A 15,265-nucleotide genomic window follows, 5' to 3' on the forward strand; every position below is an offset into this window, starting at 1 on the left:
TGCTCGGTTTCTGGATGGCCCCACCCGCCCGAACGGTATTGGCAGGCCCCGGCGGTTCACTGCAGCAGAATGCCGTCCCGGTTGCGCTCAGGGCACGAGTTCGGGACCTTTCCACTCGCGTTTGTTACGCTCGACTACCTTGCGCGGGCTGTTCATCACCTGAATAGCGTAGCGAAGGGCCAGCGCCACCGGGAGGCTGCCCGCTGCGACAGCGGCCCACCACGCCGCCGAGTACAGTTCCAGCAGCATCAGCCAGATGCAGACGAGGACTGCGCCGTGAAGAAGGAGGCTCAAGCTGCCGCGCAGAATCCACCGCCGGGAAAGGAGGTAGGGGGCGTCGCGGTAGTGCAGTCGGCGGGCGCTGACCGAGAGCAGTAAGCTGATCAGCGCCAGCAACAGCAGGTCGGCCGTCAGCGGCAACATGAATGCTCCTGGGCAGCTCGGTCAGGCGGTGTTCGGTTGTCCATAGTGGACTTTATCTCAAACTTCCGCGCTCAACTTGAATCTCTGGCTACGAGATGGCCTTCCTGTGCCTGGGTTCCTCTACTCGGATCGGCTGCCTTGCGGCCCGTCCGGGCCAAGCGCCATCATGGCGGTGTGCGGCGGATCGTTCACATCGACATGGACGCCTTCTACGCCAGCGTCGAGGTGCGCGATCAGCCGAGCCTAAGCGGCCAGGCCGTCGCGGTGGCGCACCAGAGCAGGCGCGGCGTGGTGTTGACTGCCAGCTACGAGGCCCGCGCCTACGGCGTCCGTAGCGCCATGCCCACCAGCCTGGCCCTGCAAAAATGCCCACACCTGCTCCTTGTTCCGCCCCGGATGGACGTGTACAAGCAGGTATCGGACCTCATCCGGGCAGTGTTCTTGCGCTACACCCATCTGGTTGAGCCGCTCTCGCTCGACGAGGCGTATCTGGACGTGAGCCAGCACCCCTCCGGCACCCGCATCGCTCAGGCGATCAAGGCCGACATCCGGCGCGAAATCGGTCTCAGCGCTTCCGCCGGGGTCAGCTTCAACAAGTTTCTGGCCAAGCTCGCCTCCGACATGCACAAGCCGGATGGCCTGACGGTGATCCGCCCCGAGGAGGCGCACGCCCTGATCGCGGGGTTGCCGGTGGAGGCCTTCCACGGGGTCGGCCCGGCCACGCGCGGGAGGATGCACGACCGCCAGCTCTTTACCGGGGCCGACCTCAGGCGTCAGTCGCTGGCTGACCTGACCCGCTGGTTCGGCGCGCAGGGCGCACACTTTCACCGGATCAGCCACGGCATTGACGAGCGCGCCGTCAATCCGGACCGGGAGCGCCGAAGCGTGGGCGTGGAGCGCACCTTCGAGGACGACTTGACGCGCTTCGCCGAGGTGCAGGCCGCCCTGCCGGGGCTGATCGAACTGCTGACGCCGCGCCTGACGCGTGCCGAGTACCGGGGGCGCAGCCTGGTGCTGAAAGTCAAGTTCGCGAACCGCATGATCCTGACCCGCCGCCTGACCAGCCCCGAGCCACTGATTGACCTGGTAAGATTGCTGCCCCTGGCCCGCCAATTGCTGACGCCGGAACTGCTCTCTGGACGCCCGGTGCGGCTGCTGGGCCTCAGCGTTCACAACCAGCCCGCCGCGCCCGCGTCCGGGGCGCAGCCGCCACTGTTCGGGCCGTAAAAGACTGGGGCGGGGGCTGAAGTGGGCCTTTGCCCCCGCTCACCCGCCTTTTCGTCAGTCGTTGGCCGAGCTGACCGGTGTGCCCGGCACGGTCATGGGCGCGGCGCGCAGGGTCAGGGCGCTGAGCAGGTTGACCCCGGTGGCGTTCTCGACCTGCTCGATCAGCGACACGATATTGCCGGGCAGCGTCCCGATGGCGCTGCGGGTGGCCTGGCCCGACCCCGAATCCAGCACCGTGATCTTATCAATCTGCATGCCGCGCACCGCCTCGGCAAACTCGGAGACGATGCCGGGCAGCATATTGAGGATGTAGGCCCGCTCGCCCTCGCTCCCCGCTTGTCGGAACGCCTCGGTCATCAGCCGCACCGCCTCGGCCTTGGCGCGGCCCTCCTCGATGATCGGTGCGGCGGCGGCCTGGGCTTCGAGCAGCCGGGCCTCGCGCTGGGCACGGGCGGGAGCCACCACGTCGGCCTCGTAGCGCTTGGCGTTCAGAATGACGCGCTCCTGCTCGAGCTGCTGCTCGGCCACCACGCGGGCACGCTCGGCAGTGACGCTGGCCTCGTTTTCCTTCGAGGCGGCCACCGCGCCGAGTTCGGCGGTGCGGATCCGCAGCATGTTCTGCTGTTCGAGCACCGCCTGCGAGCTGATGGCCTGGGCCACCTGGGCACGCTGGCGGGCCTGGGCCTCAGCCTGGGTCGCCTCTGCGTCGCGCTCGGCCTCGGCCACGCGGGCTTCCTTGAGCACGTCGGCGGTCTGGCGGCGGCCAATGCTGTCGAGGTAGCCCGAGGCGTCTGAGACGTTCTGAATCTTCAGGGTGTCGAGCTTGATGCCCAGATTGCCCAGGTCGTGCTCGGCCTCGCCGATTAACCCCTCGGCAAACCGTAGGCGGTCCTGGTTGATTTCCTCGGGTGTGAGGGTGGCGACCACGCCGCGCAAATTGCCTTCCAGGGTGTCGCGCACGATATTGGTGAGCTGCTTGCGGTCGGTATCGAGAAAGCGCTCGATGGCATTGGAGAGCTGCGGCTCGTGGGCGTTGATCTTGACGTTGGCAACCGCATGGATGGTCAGCGGAATGCCGCCCTTGGAGTAGGCGTTCTCGACGCGCAGATCGAGTGGAATGGTCGTCAGGTCCATCCAGGCGACTTTTTCGAGCAGCGGAATGCGGAAGGCCCGCCCGCCGCGAATGACCCGGTAGCCCACCGAGTCGCCTTCCTGGGTGGTGCGCGAGCGGCCTGAGATGACCACGACCTTGTTGGGCGGCACGATGATCAATAGAGAGCGGATCATCAGCAGCACGACGAAGATGCCGAACAAGACGATCAGGGCGAGAACAACGGTTCCAGTCATGGTGAACCTCGAAAAGAAGGATGGAGGCGGGTCAACGCTGGGCGAGAGGAAGATCAGGACCGGGCGGCGTCAGCTGCCTTCCCAGGCTTTCACGTCCAGCAGGCCGCCGTCCACGCCGATGACGATGACCCGGTCGCCGGGGTGCAGGGGGTCGCCGCTGCGTGCCAGGAGCTGCTCGGTCTGGCCTGCCACGATCAGCTCGATCTTGCCGGGCTGCCCGCCCACCGGGGCCACCGTCACCTTGCCGGTGCGGCCCGTCAGGGCCAGGGCCTGGGTGGCCGTCTCGCCGCGCGTGCGCGCCAGCCGCAGCGCCACCGCCGCGAACGCGCCGACCAGCAGCCCGCAGATCAGCGCAAATCCCAGTTGAGCCAGCCCGCCGAGGCCCAGCCCACGCGCCGCCAGTCCGCCCAGCCCGAAGAAGGCCGCGAAGCTGACGGCGGCCCGCAGCGAGAAGTAGCTCGCCCAGCTGTCCGCGCCGTGGGTGTCCGGACCGTGATCGGCCCCCGCGCCGCTGGGATCATGGTCGTGGCCGCCGATGACCGAGAAGGCCAGCAGGCCGCCGCCCACGATGAAGCAAAACAGATACAGCATCAGCATGACGCCTCCTGAAAGCAGGTACGGGGTCAGCGGCTCAGAAGTTGCGGGTGCAGGCGGCGCTCAGGGCATCAGCCGCTCGGTTGTCCAGCCCTCTCCGGCCCGGCGGTACACGAAGCGGTCGTGCATCCGGTTCGCTCGTCCCTGCCAGAATTCCCACTCCTGCGGTGCTACTCGGTAGCCGCCCCAGAAGTCGGGTCTGGGCACCGTCTGGCCTTCCGGATACTGGGCTTCCAGGGCGCTGAGCTTGGCTTCCAGCGCTGCACGGCTCTCGATCGGCGCGCTCTGCGGGTCGCTGGCGTGGGCGGCGAGCTGCGATTCGCGGGGGCGCTTGTGAAAGTAGGTGTCCGATTCGGCTGCGCCGACCCGCTCGACCGCTCCGTAAACCCGCACCTGCCGCTCCAGATCGGGCCAGAAGAACAGCAGCTCGGCCTGGGGGTTGGCGGCCAGGTCGTGGCCCTTGTGAGACCCGTAGTTGGTGTAGAAGGTCAGGCCGCGCTCGTCTGCGCCGCGCAGCAGCACTGTGCGGACGCTGGGCCGCCCCTGAGCGTCGGCGGTGGCCAGGCTCAGGGCGTAGGGTTCGCGCACCTGGCCGTGCTGGGCGGCCTCGAACCAGCCCTGAAACTGGGTGAGTGGATCGTCCGCGAGGTTTGTGCGGCGCAGTTCGCCCTGGGTGTACGAGACGCGCAGGGCGGTGAGATCGGGTGAATCGCTCATGGCGCTACGTTAGCGCGGCTTGAGGGGCTGACAATTGGGGCAAAAATGCGTTCCGCGCTGGGCCAGCACGATCTTGGCGATGGGGGTGCCGCAGCGCTCGCACGGCTCCCCGGCGCGGGCGTAGGCGTGGTGATGGACCTGAAAAGCCCCGGCCTCGCCGTCGTGCTGGCGGTAGGTGCCGTCGCCCAGGGTGCTGCCGCCCGCCGCCACCGCCGCCGTCATCACCTCGCGGATGGCTGCATAGAGACGGCGCGCCTCGGCAGGCTTGAGCCGCGTCTGCGCGGGGTGCAGGCGGCTCGTCCACAAGCTCTCGTCGGCGTAGATGTTGCCCACGCCCGACACCGGCTTTTGCGACAGCAGCCAGGGCTTGACGGCCCCCGCGCTGGCCGCCGCCTTCACGAAGTCGCCTTCCTTGAACGCCTCTGAGAGCGGCTCCGGCCCCATCTGGTGCAGGGTGGGGAAGGCGACGTACTCGCCTTTGCGGACCACCGCCACCTTGCCGAAGCGCCGGGCGTCGTTGAAATAAATTGCGCCCTGGTCAGTGTGCAGGGTCACGCGAGTATGCGGCCCCGCTTCCAGCCGGAAGCCGCCGGTCATGCCCAGGTGAACGAGCAGCTCCAGATCATCCTCAGTCGCGTCGGCGGCGGCGAGTTGCAGCAGCAGATACTTGCCGCGCCGCCCGATGCCGGTCACGGTGCGCCCCTCGGCTCTGTGCGTGTCGGTATACTTGTGCGGCGCGTCGTGTTCGATGCGCGTCAGGGTGCGGCCCAAGAGCAGCGGCTCGATCTTGCGGCGGGTGGTCTCGACTTCCGGCAGTTCGGGCATGCCTTCAGGCTAGCGCCGGGAAGTGCTCTCAACCGTGCCTGCTGGCCCCGGCTCAAGGCACGCGGCTAGACTCGGGCCATGAACCGCATCCTGCTCACCGGCTTCGAGGCTTTTGGCGACCATCCCAGCAACCCGACCCTGACCGCGCTCTCGGCCTTTGAGGGTCAGCGGATTGCGGGTGCGCAGGTGCTGACCCAGGCGCTGCCGGTCGACGCTGCCCGCATGCCGGGGGTGCTGGAAGAGGTGCTGCGGCGACTTCAACCCCAGGCCGTACTGTTGAGCGGGCTGGCGGCGGGTCGGGTGCAACTCAGCCTGGAGCGGGCGGCGCTCAACGTTCTCGATTTCCGCATTCCCGACAACGCGGGCGCGTCGTTTCAGGACGCCGAACTCTGTCCCGGTGGTCCGGACGCCTACCTCAGCACGCTGCCGCTGCGGGCCATCCTGGGGACTTGGCAGGCAGCGGGGGTGCCGGGCTATGTCAGCGACACGGCGGGCCTGTACCTGTGCAACCAGGCCATGTATCTGGCCCGCCATCAACTCGGCCCCAGCGTGCCCTGCGGCTTTCTCCACGTGCCCGCCGACGAGTCGCTGGCGCTGGCCCAGCCGCCCGGCAAGCCTCCGCTGCCGTATCTGCCGCAGCAGGAGATCAACCGGGGCATCGGACTGGCGCTGGACGTGCTGGCAGGCCAGCTTGAATCGGCGCAAGGGGAGAAGCAGGCCCCTGGGGTATAAGCGTTCAGGCAGTGCTGCGCAGCGCACCGATCAAGCGCCGCGAGCGGCCCAATATTCACGGAAAAGCCGCCTTCCCGGCTTGCCAGCTGCCTCCCGGTCCCCCGGCCCAGTGCCACTCGCCGGGGGGCCGGGCCGCCAGACAGCGCACCACCTCGCCCAGCGCCACCCGGCGGGCAAAGCGGGTGCGGGCGTGCCACTCGCCGAGGGCCGCTTCTCGCCCGGCAGCGGGCAGGCCGCGCAGGCTGTTGGCGGCCCGGTTGACGGCCAGATCGAACAGGGCGTCGGGCGCGCGGTTCATCTCAGGCGGTAGGTGTCGCCTTCACGGACCAGGCGGCCTGCGTCCAGCAAGTCCTTTACCACCTGCCGGGCCTGCGCGGCGCTCAGCGGCGAGCGGGTTTCGAGTTCAGGCAGGGTAAAGACCCCGCCCTGGCGGTGCGCGAAGCGGTAGAGCATCCGCTCCTGCACGTCGGCGCGCGGCGCGCTGGCCTGACGCCGCCCGAACAGCCAGGAGACCAGCCCTCCCATCAGCAGGCCTGTCAGAAGTTCCAGCGGAATCATTTTGTAGGCCAGTTCGGTGTCCGGCACGCGGTGGTGGTACGGAAAGGGCCGACCGTCCGATAGGAAGACGGCGTACATGATCAGGGCACTTGCCAGGCCCGCCACCAGGGCGGCCAGCAGGCGGGGCGCGGCACTCTTCATGGGTCCAGTGTAGCGGTCAGGTCTAGAGCGCTGACAGAACAGATGCCCCGGTGGGTTTGGTCCATTCAGCGGAGACCGAACTTCAGGACAGACTAAAAATGGAAACGTGCCGTCTCCGGCTCTCCTGCGGCGGCCTGCTTCGCCTTTGGTCCATCCCCCTTGACATTCTCTGCGTGGGCTCCACATCCAAATCAGTCCAGCATGCTTAAAACCTGTTGAGTCGCCCACCCCCCTGGGCACTCGGCAGCAGGCGAGGTCAGCTCTTCAAGGGGCCTCGCCTGACCCTTCCTTTCGACTTCCTGGTTTCGGACCCTGAGCTGTCAGCGGTCTTGGCGCATCTGTCATCTGCGCAAAGGACAAACCCCGTTATGACTCAAGTGTGGTGCGTGGTGTCGGCGCTCGGTGGACTTTGCATGGTGGGTCTGGTCAGCGTGGGTTTGAGGGTCCGGCGGTGGCGGTTGCGGCCGCGTGAACTGGCGGATTCTCTGAAATCACCTGCCGAAATCGAGGCCCCCGATCCGGTGGATTTTCGCGCTCCAGCGGGTCAGGCGCGGGCGAAGCCGCCGCGCCCGGTCACAGCAGACAAACCCACCAACCGCATTTTCAAAGGAGGCGAGGTGGTAGCTTAAAGGAGCGTGGAAGATACTGATGAAGTCCTGATGAACCGGATGGCCGGAGGCGACGAAGCCGCCCTGAGTACCCTCTACGGGCGCTACGCACCTTATCTGTACGGCCTGGGTCGCCGGATGCTGCGTCAGCAAGACGATGTGGAAACCTGTGTGCAAGACGCTTTCTTCAATGCCTGGAAAGCCGCTGCCCGCTTTGATCCGGCCCGGGCCAGCGTCAAGACCTGGCTGGTGACGATTGCCCACAACCGCATGCTTCAGGCGCTGCGAGACCGCCCCGAGACGGGTCTGGACCTCGAAGAGTGGGACGCGCCGACCAGCGCGCCGGACCGGATCGAGCAGGTGATCGCCCAGCGGGCGGTGGACATTCTCGGCGAACCGGAAAAGACCCTGGTGGTGTTGGCTTTTTATCAGGGCTTTTCGCACAGCGAACTCAAAGAACGAACCGGCCTGCCACTGGGCAGCATCAAAACCTACCTGCGCCGGGCACTCGCCCAGATGCGCGTTCACCTGGAGACCTCGGTGGCCCCGGCCATGAGCACCTCACCCCGTTCTCCCAATTCTTCCGAAGGAGGTCAGCACGATGCCGAATGAATCCGAATCAACCGAGTGGCAAGAACAGCTCAGTCTCTACGCGTTCGGGTTGCTGGACGGCGCGCAAGCGGCCAGCGTCGAGCGCCGCCTGACCTCTGAGCCGCTCTGGCAAGCCGAGTTGCGCGCCCTGCAAGACACTCTGGCCGCCCTGGCCGACCCGGCTCCGGTGCCTGTGGGCAGCGCTGAGCGCCTGCTCGAGCGGGTGCGCGCCGACCGGGAGCAATCAGAGCCCGCTCAGACTCCGCTTGTTCAGTCCTCGCCCGTGCCGCCTGCCGCGCCTGTTGCGGCCAACCTGCCGTTGACCGCGCCAACCCGCTCGCCGTACCTCGGCTGGCTGGTGGCCGTGGCGCTGGTCGCCGCCGTGGCCGCCGTATTGATTCTGCCGCGCCTGAGCAGCACCCCGGAGCGGCAACTGGCCGAGTACCAGACCCAGCCGGGTGCGGTCAGCACGCCGCTGACGACCCAGGGAGGTCAGTCGCTGGGCACGGCGGTGCGCCTCAAGGATGGCCGCGCCTTCGTGCTGCTGGTGGCCGACGCGCCGCAGGGCCGGGCATACCAGGCCTGGCAGGTGGTCGGCAAGGCCCCCGCCTCGCTGGGCGTGTTCAAGGGTCGCAGCTTTCTGAGCGCGCCGCTGAGCGGGCCGGTGACTCTGGCCGTCAGCGTGGAGCCGCCCAGCGGCAGCCCGCAGCCGACGACCACGCCGATTCTGGCCCAGACCCTGTAAGCCGAAATTCTGTGGCTCCAGAGACAACAAAGGCCTCATCCACCCAGAGAGTCCAGGGGCAACGATCTCCCTGGACTCTCTGGCTGCTGTGTCGGCGCTAGGCCCAGGCCCGGACCACAGTCAGGCGTTCGCCGTCACCGTCGACCACCGCGACGAGTTGACCGCCGAGCAGCACCACGAAGCGGCCCTGGCGGGCATCGGCGGGCCGCTTGCCCTGGCGCAGCTGCACGGCCAGTTCGGGCGCGGCTTCAATGATCGGCAGCGACAGCGCGCTCAGGTCAGACAGGCCCGCTGCTTCACCGAGCCGGTCGAGCGGGGTCGCTTGCGCCAGGCCGAAGTGGCCCGCACGGGTGCGGATCAGCCCCGAGAGGTGCGCCGGAACGCCCAGTGCCGCGCCCACGTCGCGGGCCAGCGAACGCAGGTAAGTGCCGCTGCCCACCCGCGCCCACACCAGTAGCGTGGGAAAGTCGCCCAGCGCGGGCGGCAGGCTGAGATTCAGGCCAGTCTCGCTCCCGGCCCAGCGTCCGTCCGCATCCGGGGCGAAGCTGTGCGGCGCGGTGCTGAGGTCGGCGTACTGGCCGAGCAACGTCAGTTCGTGAATGGTGACGGCGCGGGCCGGTAAATCGAGTTGCCCCCCGGCCCGGGCCGCCGCGTAGGCCCGCACGCCGCCGACTTGCAGGGCGCTGTACTGCGGCGGCACCTGTTGCTGCGGGCCGACGAAGGCCGAGAGGACCGAGCGCACCTGCTCGGCGCTGAAGTCCGGCACCGGGGCGCTCTCGGCCACCGGTCCTTCGGCGTCGAGCGTCGGGGTGGCCGCGCCCAGACTGATGAACGCCAGATAGTCCTTGCTATCGCGCTCCATGAACTGCACCAGCTTGGTGGAGTCGCCCACGCACAGCACCAGCACGCCACTGGCCAGTGGGTCGAGGGTGCCGGTGTGGCCCACCTGCCGGGTCTGGAGCGCCCGCCGCGCCCGGCTGACCACATCGTGCGAGGTCAGGTTCAGCGGTTTGTCGACGACGTACACCGGCATGCGGGTCAGGCTAGCACACGGTCCGCCGCTCGAAATCAGCAGGTCACATCTAAAGACGGCCCAGCTGCTTATATAGAGGTAAGAGAACAGAAAAGAGAACATCTCGCAGAAGCAAGAAAAACTCCGGAGGTCCAATATGAACCGCGTCAAACGTACCAGAGGAAGCCTGGACACCAACTTTGCGCCAGAACAAATGAATTCCTCTGTGAATCTGGCTGTTCCCAGCAAATTGGCCTGGAAATTTATTGTGATCGAAGACCGGATGATCAGCTGGTGGGCGCGGTACGGCATCACTTTGCTGCGGCTATCGCTGGGTGTGGTGTTTTTCTGGTTCGGGGTGCTGAAGTTCTTTCCCGGTGTCAGCGTGGCGCAGGAACTGGCCACCCACACCATCTCGGTGCTGAGCTTCGGGCTGATTTCGCCCGCCGTCAGCTTGCCGCTGCTGGCAACCTGGGAATGCGCCATCGGAGTGGGGTTGCTCTCGGGCAGATTCCTGCGGCTGACCCTGCTGCTCTTGATGGCGCAGATGGCCGGAACCTTTCTGCCGCTGCTGTTTTTCCGGCACGAGACCTTCAACGTGTTTCCGCTGGTGCCGACACTGGAAGGCCAGTACATCATCAAGAATCTGGTGCTGGTGTCGGCGGGCCTAGTGATCGGGGCAGCCTCGCGCGGCGGCCATATCATCCACGACACCAAAGCGCTGGCGGTGGCCGAGCACCTACAAACTCTCAACCAGCGCTTTCGCCGCCGCTTCCACCGCGATCCCTGAACCCCGGCCCCACCCGTCTTCCTACCGCAGCCCTCACCACAGGCGTTTAGGCTCCCCGTCGGACGCCTGTTCGCCTGCCGCACTCCGGCGACACCACTTCAAGAAGGATGTGAAACGTGGGAAGATAGCGCTAATGGGTCAGGTCGAATTTTTCACATTTGGGGAGGCACCGGGGGCTGCGCCATGACGCCGGTTCTGGCTGCCGCCGCGCGGCGTTGGGTGGTGCAGACCGCCAGCCGCCCGTATCTGGCCATTTACACCGAGGCGCTGGCGGAGCTGAGTGGGGAAGACTCCTGGTTTCGGGCGCTGGTCGGCGGCCTGCCCGAATCGCGCTTCCAGATTGAAGGCTTGGACCCGGCGGCGGCGGGGCGGCTCGGTACGGCGCAGTGGCCCAGCACGGTCAGCTTTAGCGTGCCCCTGCCGCTTCCGGCAGCCGACCGGCGGGCGGCGGGGGCACGCCGGGAGCGGTTCGAGACGGCCCTGGCTGACCTGGTGACGGTTCTGGCTGCACCGGACCCGGTGTCAGAAGCATCCGGCAGCACATTTGAGGCTGCCCTGGCAGCGCTGAGCAATCTGGGCAATGGCCGTCCGCTGTCGCCGCTGCTGCAAAGCGATTCAGCGGCCCGCCGGGTGCTGGACGCCTGGCGGGGGGCGCTCCAGCCCGCAGCGGATGCGTTGCTGGATGCTCCGCGCCCTTACCCTTCCAGGCTGAGCGAACCGGGCGTGACCGAGGCGCTGGCGCTGTGTGGGTGGCTGTGCCGGGCACTGCGCCCGCTCGAAGCCCAGCCGCCAGCCGCCAACCTGGCACACGCGGTGGGTGGCGGCGCGCCGGGGCTGGCGGCGCTGCACGGATGGTGGCGCAATGCCACGCCGTTCGTGCTGAGTGAGCCGCAGATCGCGCTGCGGGAGCACTATTTGAAAGAAGACCGTCTGAAAAGTAACCGCGCCGAGACGGCGAATATCAGGATCATGCGGCTGCGTTTCGAGCGGCGGCTGGCCCACACCGTATACCGGCGGGCCAGCGCACTCATCGCCGGGTCCGAGCGGGTGCGGCGCTGGCAGGTGCAGTTGGGCGCGTCGCCTGCGCAGATCACCCTGCGCAGCGGTGGCCTGCGCCTGAGCCGCCCGGACTGGCTCAGTCAGCCGGTGTTTCCCGAACCCACCGGGGCGGTGGTGGTCTGGTGCGGCGAGGTGGGGCCGGGTGCCAATCTCGAAACCCTGCTGCGGGCCTTCGATCTGGTGCGGCGGCGGCGGCCCGAGGCGCGGTTGCGCTTGTGTGCACAGGCCGTGGGCCACGCCGACGACCTGGCGCGCTGTCAGGCGCTGATCGTCAGCTTGCGGCTGGGCAGCTGCGTCGCCTTCGAGGTCCTGCCGTCCGACCACAGCGCCGCGGACCGCGCCGAGATCTACCGCTCGGCGCAGGTGGTGGTGCTCAGCGGCAGCACCGAGGAAGTCCCCGCTGCGCTGCTGGACGCCATGACGCTGGGCCGGGCAGTGGCCGCTGTGCGGGTGGGCGGTGTGCCCGACGTGCTGGGTGCGGCGGGGCTATTGAGTGCGCCCAACGATCTGCTGGCGCTGGCCCGTCACCTGCTGCGGCTGCTCGGGGATGCGGCGCTGCGGCGGCAACTGGCCGAGGTGGGGCGGCAGCGCGCGGCCCTGTTCAGTGCCGACGCCTGGGTACAACTGCACCGGCAGCTCTACGCCCGGGTGCTGACTGAAGAGACGCTCAAAAATGAGGCGGTCCGCGCTGATGCTGGCAACCCCGTCGGGGAGTTCAGTCCCGGCGATTTCGAATTCGGAGACGAGCCGTGAGCCTGGGTCAGCGCCGCAACGATACCCTGGACGCACCGCTCCCCGGCCCGCCGCCAGCACCGCTGAGTGGCCCGCCCACGTCGCCGGGCGTGCCGCGTCAACTCGCCCGGCAGTTGCGCCTGGAGCGCCGCCAGGCCGCCGACCCCGAGGAACTGGCGGCCCGGCTCGAAGAGAGCGGCCACACCGACGACTGGCTGCGCGAGCACGACCTGGGCGACGTGTTCGAGGTGGCCGCGCGGCTCTATGCCCTCAAGACCGGTGGGCCGCGTCCGGTTGTCGCCGCGCCGATCAAGCTGCCCTGGCGGCGGCTGTGGCGCGGGCCGATGCTGGTCCTGATCGGTCTGGCGGCCCTAAGCAGCGCACGCGGGCTGGGCGTGCCCGAGGCCGAGGCGGCCGTGTGCGCGGCGGCGGCAGTGGCCTGGGGGCTGCTGACCTGGGGACCGCTGACGTGGGGTCCGGGTGCCGGGCAACGGTGGCCCCGGCTGCGGCTGGGCGCAGTGCTGGGTGCGCTGGCAGGCGCACTCACGGCGCTGGGTCTGGCCGCATCACTGGGCGCGGCGAGCACGCCGCATTCGGAAACGGTGGAGCTGTGGCGCTCCGCCGGTCTGGGCGCGCTGCTGGGTGGCCTCTACGGACTGACCCTGACGGCGGCGGGCCTGCTGCTGGCGCTCGGGAGGTGGCGGGTGGCGGCGCTGGTCTTCGGCAGCGCGCTGCTGATCGGCGAAGGGCTGCGCCGCAGCGCGCCGGACGGATGGAGCGCAGCGCTGGCGGTGGCCGTGTTGCTGGGACTGGTGGTCACCGCTGTGGGTGCAGCCGGGCGGCCCGGCGCTGAACCCAGCCCTACCGACCCTGATGGTGATCGGTCTGGCGCTGTCTGGACCGGGGCCAGCCGGCCGGGCGATGGCTGGGCCTCGGGGCTGGCGCTGGCGGTCCTGACCTGGCGGGTAGGCGCGGCAGCGCTGCTGTGGGCGCTGCTTTCGCTGGGCCTCCTCGAAGCGCTGGCTTGGTGGATGCAGGCGCACCTGCGCCGTCTGGCCGGGCAGCCCCACGCCCCGGCGCGGCTGCTGCGAGCGGCCCGCTGGCCGGTGCTGGGCGTGCCTGCCGCGCTGCTGGTCGCTGTGGCGGCAGGGTCGGCAGCGGCGCAACTGGGCTGGACTTCTCTCGGATGGCCCGGCTCCGGATGGACGGGCTTCGAGTGGTTCGGCCTCGGGGGAGCCGCGCCGGGTGCCCTGGGCCGCGCCTGTGGCGGCGCGCTGCTGAGCGTGGCCCTGCTGCAAAGTACCTGGCTGGCCCGGCACCCCCGCCAGAGGCCGCGCCTGACCCGGCTGTGGCTGCTTTGCGCGGGGCTGCTGGCCGCGCCCCTGGCGAGTTGGTGGCTGCCGCTGCTGCTACTGGTCCTCACCCTGACCTTGCTGAGTGATGACGCCCTGAGTGATCTCACGACCTACCGCTGAAGGATCAACGCGGGCCAGCGGCGGCCCCGATCCTTTGACGCTCCGAGCAGGAAGCCTACACTACACAGATGGACCCCTTCGCGGAATTTCGCAGTGATCTGATCGGCCAGGACGCGGTGATTCAAACGCCCTTCGGTACCCGCCGCGTGACCTACGCCGACCACGTCGCCTCGGGGCGTGCCCTGCATTCCAGCGAAACCTTTCTGACCGAGCGGGTGCTGCCGCTGTATGCCAACACCCACACCGAGGACTCGGCCACCGGGGCCATCACCTCCCGGCTGGCGCACGACGCTTGTGAGTACGTCAAGACCCAGCTCGGCGCCGACGAGAGCTGCACCCTGCTGTGGTGCGGGTCGGGCAGCACGGCAGCGGTCAAGCGCCTGCAGGAGATTCTGGGACTGGCCGCGCCCCCGGCCCTGCTGGAGCGGCTGCGGCAGGTGACTCCACTCGCAGAGCGCCCGGTGGTGTTCGTCGGGCCTTACGAGCACCACAGTAACGAGGTCACCTGGCGCGAGAGTCTGGCCGAGGTCGTGGAAGTGCCGCTGTGTCCCCGGGGCGGCATCGACTTGGAGGCCCTGCGGGTGCTGCTCAAGGCCCCCGAGTACCGGAACCGGCGCAAGATCGGCTCGTTCAGCGCCGCCAGCAATGTCACCGGCCACCTGACCGACACCCGTACCCTGGCCCGGCTGCTGCACGCCCAGGGTGCGCTGGCCTTCTTCGACTTCGCCGCCTGCGCCCCCTACGTGCCGATCGACATGCGCCCCGGATGCCCCGACGGCTACGACGCAGTGTTTCTCAGCCCGCACAAATTCGCGGGCGGCCCCGGCACGCCGGGTCTGCTGTGCTTTCAGACCCACCTCTACCCGGCGGGCGCGCCCACCACGGCGGGCGGCGGCACAGTCAGTTATGTCAGCCGCACCACCCACCGCTTCGTGACCGACGTGGAGGCGCGTGAGGACGCTGGAACTCCTGCCATTCTCGGCAAGATCCGGGCGGCGCTGGCGTTCAAGGCCAAGGAACGTCTGGGCACCGGGGCCATTCAGGCACGTGAGCACGATCTGATTGGCCGCGCCATCACCCGGCTGCGCGGCCACGCCAGCATTCGCCTGCTGGGCAACCTCGACGAGCCGAGACTGGCGGTGCTGTCGTTTCTGGTTCGCAGCGGCGACGGGGCCGTGCTGCATCCCCGATTCGTGGTGCGGCTGCTCAACGATCTGTTCGGCATCCAGTCGCGCGGCGGCTGCGCCTGCGCCGGTCCCTACGGCCACGCGCTGCTCGACATCGACGACGCCACCAGCGAGCGCTACCTGTCGTGCGTCATGGGTGGTTTCGACGGTCTCAAGCCCGGCTGGACCCGGCTGAACTTCGCGCCCTGGACCAGCGAGGCAGAGTTCGCCTTCCTGCTTGACGCTCTGGAATTCGTGGCCGACCACGGTGAGCGCTTCTTGCCGCTCTACGAGGTGGACTGGCACACCGGCACCTGGACTCACCCGGCGGACCAGCCGCTGCCGGGCCTGTTCGGTCTCCCAGCTCCGGCGCGGCAGGCGGGCGAGGTGCCTTACGCGGTGTATCTGGCTGAGGCACGCGACCTGGCCCACTCGCTGAGCGCGCCCACCGCGAGGGTGATTCCGGCCCAGGTGCCGGGCGAACTGGTGTTTTTCAGGTACTGACCGGGCTCGATGGGGTTGA

General features: G+C 68.5%; 17 protein-coding genes. 9 read left to right on the plus strand and 8 right to left on the minus strand.

Features of this window, described 5'->3' with window-relative positions; all coding sequences use genetic code 11:
- Positions 1-87: 87 nt before the first annotated feature.
- The gene (locus GUI70_RS11950; protein WP_161882540.1) at positions 88-423 is read right to left on the minus strand and encodes a hypothetical protein; all 336 of its coding nucleotides are present in this window, start codon (positions 421-423) and stop codon (positions 88-90) included.
- A 174-nt stretch (positions 424-597) separates the two neighbouring features.
- Here GUI70_RS11950 and dinB point away from each other — a divergent pair, with 174 nt between their 5' ends.
- Positions 598-1,650: a DNA polymerase IV gene (gene dinB, locus GUI70_RS11955; protein WP_237724863.1), complete on the plus strand. Its 1,053-nt coding sequence runs from the start codon at positions 598-600 to the stop codon at positions 1,648-1,650.
- A 54-nt stretch (positions 1,651-1,704) separates the two neighbouring features.
- Here dinB and GUI70_RS11960 read toward each other — a convergent pair whose 3' ends face one another.
- The 4 genes from GUI70_RS11960 to GUI70_RS11975 form a co-directional block, all read right to left on the minus strand.
- Entirely contained in the window at positions 1,705-2,997 is a 1,293-nt protein-coding gene (locus GUI70_RS11960; RefSeq protein WP_161882541.1) for a flotillin family protein, read from the minus strand.
- 69 nt (positions 2,998-3,066) lie between these two features.
- Entirely contained in the window at positions 3,067-3,594 is a 528-nt protein-coding gene (locus GUI70_RS11965; RefSeq protein ID WP_161882542.1) for an NfeD family protein, read from the minus strand.
- A gap of 60 nt (positions 3,595-3,654) precedes the next feature.
- Positions 3,655-4,308 (minus strand): pyridoxamine 5'-phosphate oxidase, encoded by a 654-nt coding sequence (pdxH, locus tag GUI70_RS11970; protein ID WP_161882543.1) that lies wholly within the window; start codon positions 4,306-4,308, stop codon positions 3,655-3,657.
- A gap of 9 nt (positions 4,309-4,317) precedes the next feature.
- Positions 4,318-5,133, minus strand: coding sequence for a DNA-formamidopyrimidine glycosylase (locus GUI70_RS11975; protein ID WP_161882544.1), 816 nt, complete (start codon positions 5,131-5,133; stop codon positions 4,318-4,320).
- A gap of 78 nt (positions 5,134-5,211) precedes the next feature.
- On the opposite strand from GUI70_RS11975, the gene GUI70_RS11980 reads away from it, so the two are divergent.
- Positions 5,212-5,865, plus strand: coding sequence for a pyroglutamyl-peptidase I family protein (locus tag GUI70_RS11980; protein WP_161882545.1), 654 nt, complete (start codon positions 5,212-5,214; stop codon positions 5,863-5,865).
- A 55-nt stretch (positions 5,866-5,920) separates the two neighbouring features.
- Here the strand turns inward: GUI70_RS11980 and GUI70_RS11985 are convergent, their stop codons facing one another.
- Both GUI70_RS11985 and GUI70_RS11990 read right to left on the minus strand, forming a co-directional pair.
- Positions 5,921-6,163, minus strand: coding sequence for a hypothetical protein (locus tag GUI70_RS11985; RefSeq protein WP_161882546.1), 243 nt, complete (start codon positions 6,161-6,163; stop codon positions 5,921-5,923).
- Positions 6,160-6,564, minus strand: coding sequence for a hypothetical protein (locus GUI70_RS11990; protein WP_161882547.1), 405 nt, complete (start codon positions 6,562-6,564; stop codon positions 6,160-6,162). Before GUI70_RS11990 ends, GUI70_RS11985 begins: the two co-directional genes overlap by 4 nt.
- Positions 6,565-6,932: 368 nt before the next feature.
- Here GUI70_RS11990 and GUI70_RS11995 point away from each other — a divergent pair, with 368 nt between their 5' ends.
- The 3 genes from GUI70_RS11995 to GUI70_RS12005 are packed head-to-tail and all read left to right on the plus strand — an operon-like array spanning position 6,933 to position 8,508.
- On the plus strand, positions 6,933-7,193 hold the full coding sequence (locus GUI70_RS11995) for a hypothetical protein (RefSeq protein WP_161882548.1): 261 nt from the start codon (positions 6,933-6,935) through the stop codon (positions 7,191-7,193).
- 6 nt (positions 7,194-7,199) lie between these two features.
- A complete protein-coding gene (locus tag GUI70_RS12000) occupies positions 7,200-7,784 on the plus strand; it encodes an RNA polymerase sigma factor (RefSeq protein ID WP_237724864.1) in 585 nt (194 codons plus the stop codon).
- Positions 7,774-8,508 (plus strand): anti-sigma factor, encoded by a 735-nt coding sequence (locus GUI70_RS12005; protein WP_161882549.1) that lies wholly within the window; start codon positions 7,774-7,776, stop codon positions 8,506-8,508. Before GUI70_RS12000 ends, GUI70_RS12005 begins: the two co-directional genes overlap by 11 nt.
- 97 nt (positions 8,509-8,605) lie before the next feature.
- Here the strand turns inward: GUI70_RS12005 and truB are convergent, their stop codons facing one another.
- Entirely contained in the window at positions 8,606-9,541 is a 936-nt protein-coding gene (truB, locus tag GUI70_RS12010) for a tRNA pseudouridine(55) synthase TruB (protein WP_161882550.1), read from the minus strand.
- A 205-nt stretch (positions 9,542-9,746) separates the two neighbouring features.
- Here truB and GUI70_RS12015 point away from each other — a divergent pair, with 205 nt between their 5' ends.
- The 4 genes from GUI70_RS12015 to GUI70_RS12030 all read left to right on the plus strand — a co-directional run bounded on the left by GUI70_RS12015 (position 9,747) and on the right by GUI70_RS12030 (position 15,246).
- Complete coding sequence (locus GUI70_RS12015) at positions 9,747-10,310, plus strand: DoxX family protein (protein WP_237724865.1); 564 nt, start codon at positions 9,747-9,749, stop codon at positions 10,308-10,310.
- A gap of 183 nt (positions 10,311-10,493) precedes the next feature.
- Complete coding sequence (locus GUI70_RS12020; protein ID WP_161882552.1) at positions 10,494-12,122, plus strand: DUF3492 domain-containing protein; 1,629 nt, start codon at positions 10,494-10,496, stop codon at positions 12,120-12,122.
- Complete coding sequence (locus GUI70_RS12025) at positions 12,119-13,576, plus strand: hypothetical protein (protein WP_161882553.1); 1,458 nt, start codon at positions 12,119-12,121, stop codon at positions 13,574-13,576. Before GUI70_RS12020 ends, GUI70_RS12025 begins: the two co-directional genes overlap by 4 nt.
- A 68-nt stretch (positions 13,577-13,644) precedes the next feature.
- On the plus strand, positions 13,645-15,246 hold the full coding sequence (locus GUI70_RS12030; RefSeq protein ID WP_161882554.1) for an aminotransferase class V-fold PLP-dependent enzyme: 1,602 nt from the start codon (positions 13,645-13,647) through the stop codon (positions 15,244-15,246).
- Positions 15,247-15,265 lie beyond the last annotated feature (19 nt).

This window comes from Deinococcus alpinitundrae, assembly GCF_009982895.1.
GTDB lineage: Bacteria > Deinococcota > Deinococci > Deinococcales > Deinococcaceae > Deinococcus > Deinococcus alpinitundrae.

What these genes read in the sequence shown, in the direction of transcription:
- GUI70_RS11950 (WP_161882540.1), bottom strand. Translation starts at nt 423, where the DNA reads ATGTTGCCGCTGACGGCCGACCTGCTGTTGCTGGCGCTGATCAGCTTA.
- GUI70_RS11960 (WP_161882541.1), bottom strand. Translation starts at nt 2,997, where the DNA reads ATGACTGGAACCGTTGTTCTCGCCCTGATCGTCTTGTTCGGCATCTTC.
- GUI70_RS11965 (WP_161882542.1), bottom strand. Translation starts at nt 3,594, where the DNA reads ATGCTGATGCTGTATCTGTTTTGCTTCATCGTGGGCGGCGGCCTGCTG.
- pdxH (WP_161882543.1), bottom strand. Translation starts at nt 4,308, where the DNA reads ATGAGCGATTCACCCGATCTCACCGCCCTGCGCGTCTCGTACACCCAG.
- GUI70_RS11975 (WP_161882544.1), bottom strand. Translation starts at nt 5,133, where the DNA reads ATGCCCGAACTGCCGGAAGTCGAGACCACCCGCCGCAAGATCGAGCCG.
- GUI70_RS11980 (WP_161882545.1), top strand. Translation starts at nt 5,212, where the DNA reads ATGAACCGCATCCTGCTCACCGGCTTCGAGGCTTTTGGCGACCATCCC.
- GUI70_RS11985 (WP_161882546.1), bottom strand. Translation starts at nt 6,163, where the DNA reads ATGAACCGCGCGCCCGACGCCCTGTTCGATCTGGCCGTCAACCGGGCC.
- GUI70_RS11990 (WP_161882547.1), bottom strand. Translation starts at nt 6,564, where the DNA reads ATGAAGAGTGCCGCGCCCCGCCTGCTGGCCGCCCTGGTGGCGGGCCTG.
- GUI70_RS11995 (WP_161882548.1), top strand. Translation starts at nt 6,933, where the DNA reads ATGACTCAAGTGTGGTGCGTGGTGTCGGCGCTCGGTGGACTTTGCATG.
- GUI70_RS12005 (WP_161882549.1), top strand. Translation starts at nt 7,774, where the DNA reads ATGCCGAATGAATCCGAATCAACCGAGTGGCAAGAACAGCTCAGTCTC.
- truB (WP_161882550.1), bottom strand. Translation starts at nt 9,541, where the DNA reads ATGCCGGTGTACGTCGTCGACAAACCGCTGAACCTGACCTCGCACGAT.
- GUI70_RS12020 (WP_161882552.1), top strand. Translation starts at nt 10,494, where the DNA reads ATGACGCCGGTTCTGGCTGCCGCCGCGCGGCGTTGGGTGGTGCAGACC.
- GUI70_RS12030 (WP_161882554.1), top strand. Translation starts at nt 13,645, where the DNA reads ATGGACCCCTTCGCGGAATTTCGCAGTGATCTGATCGGCCAGGACGCG.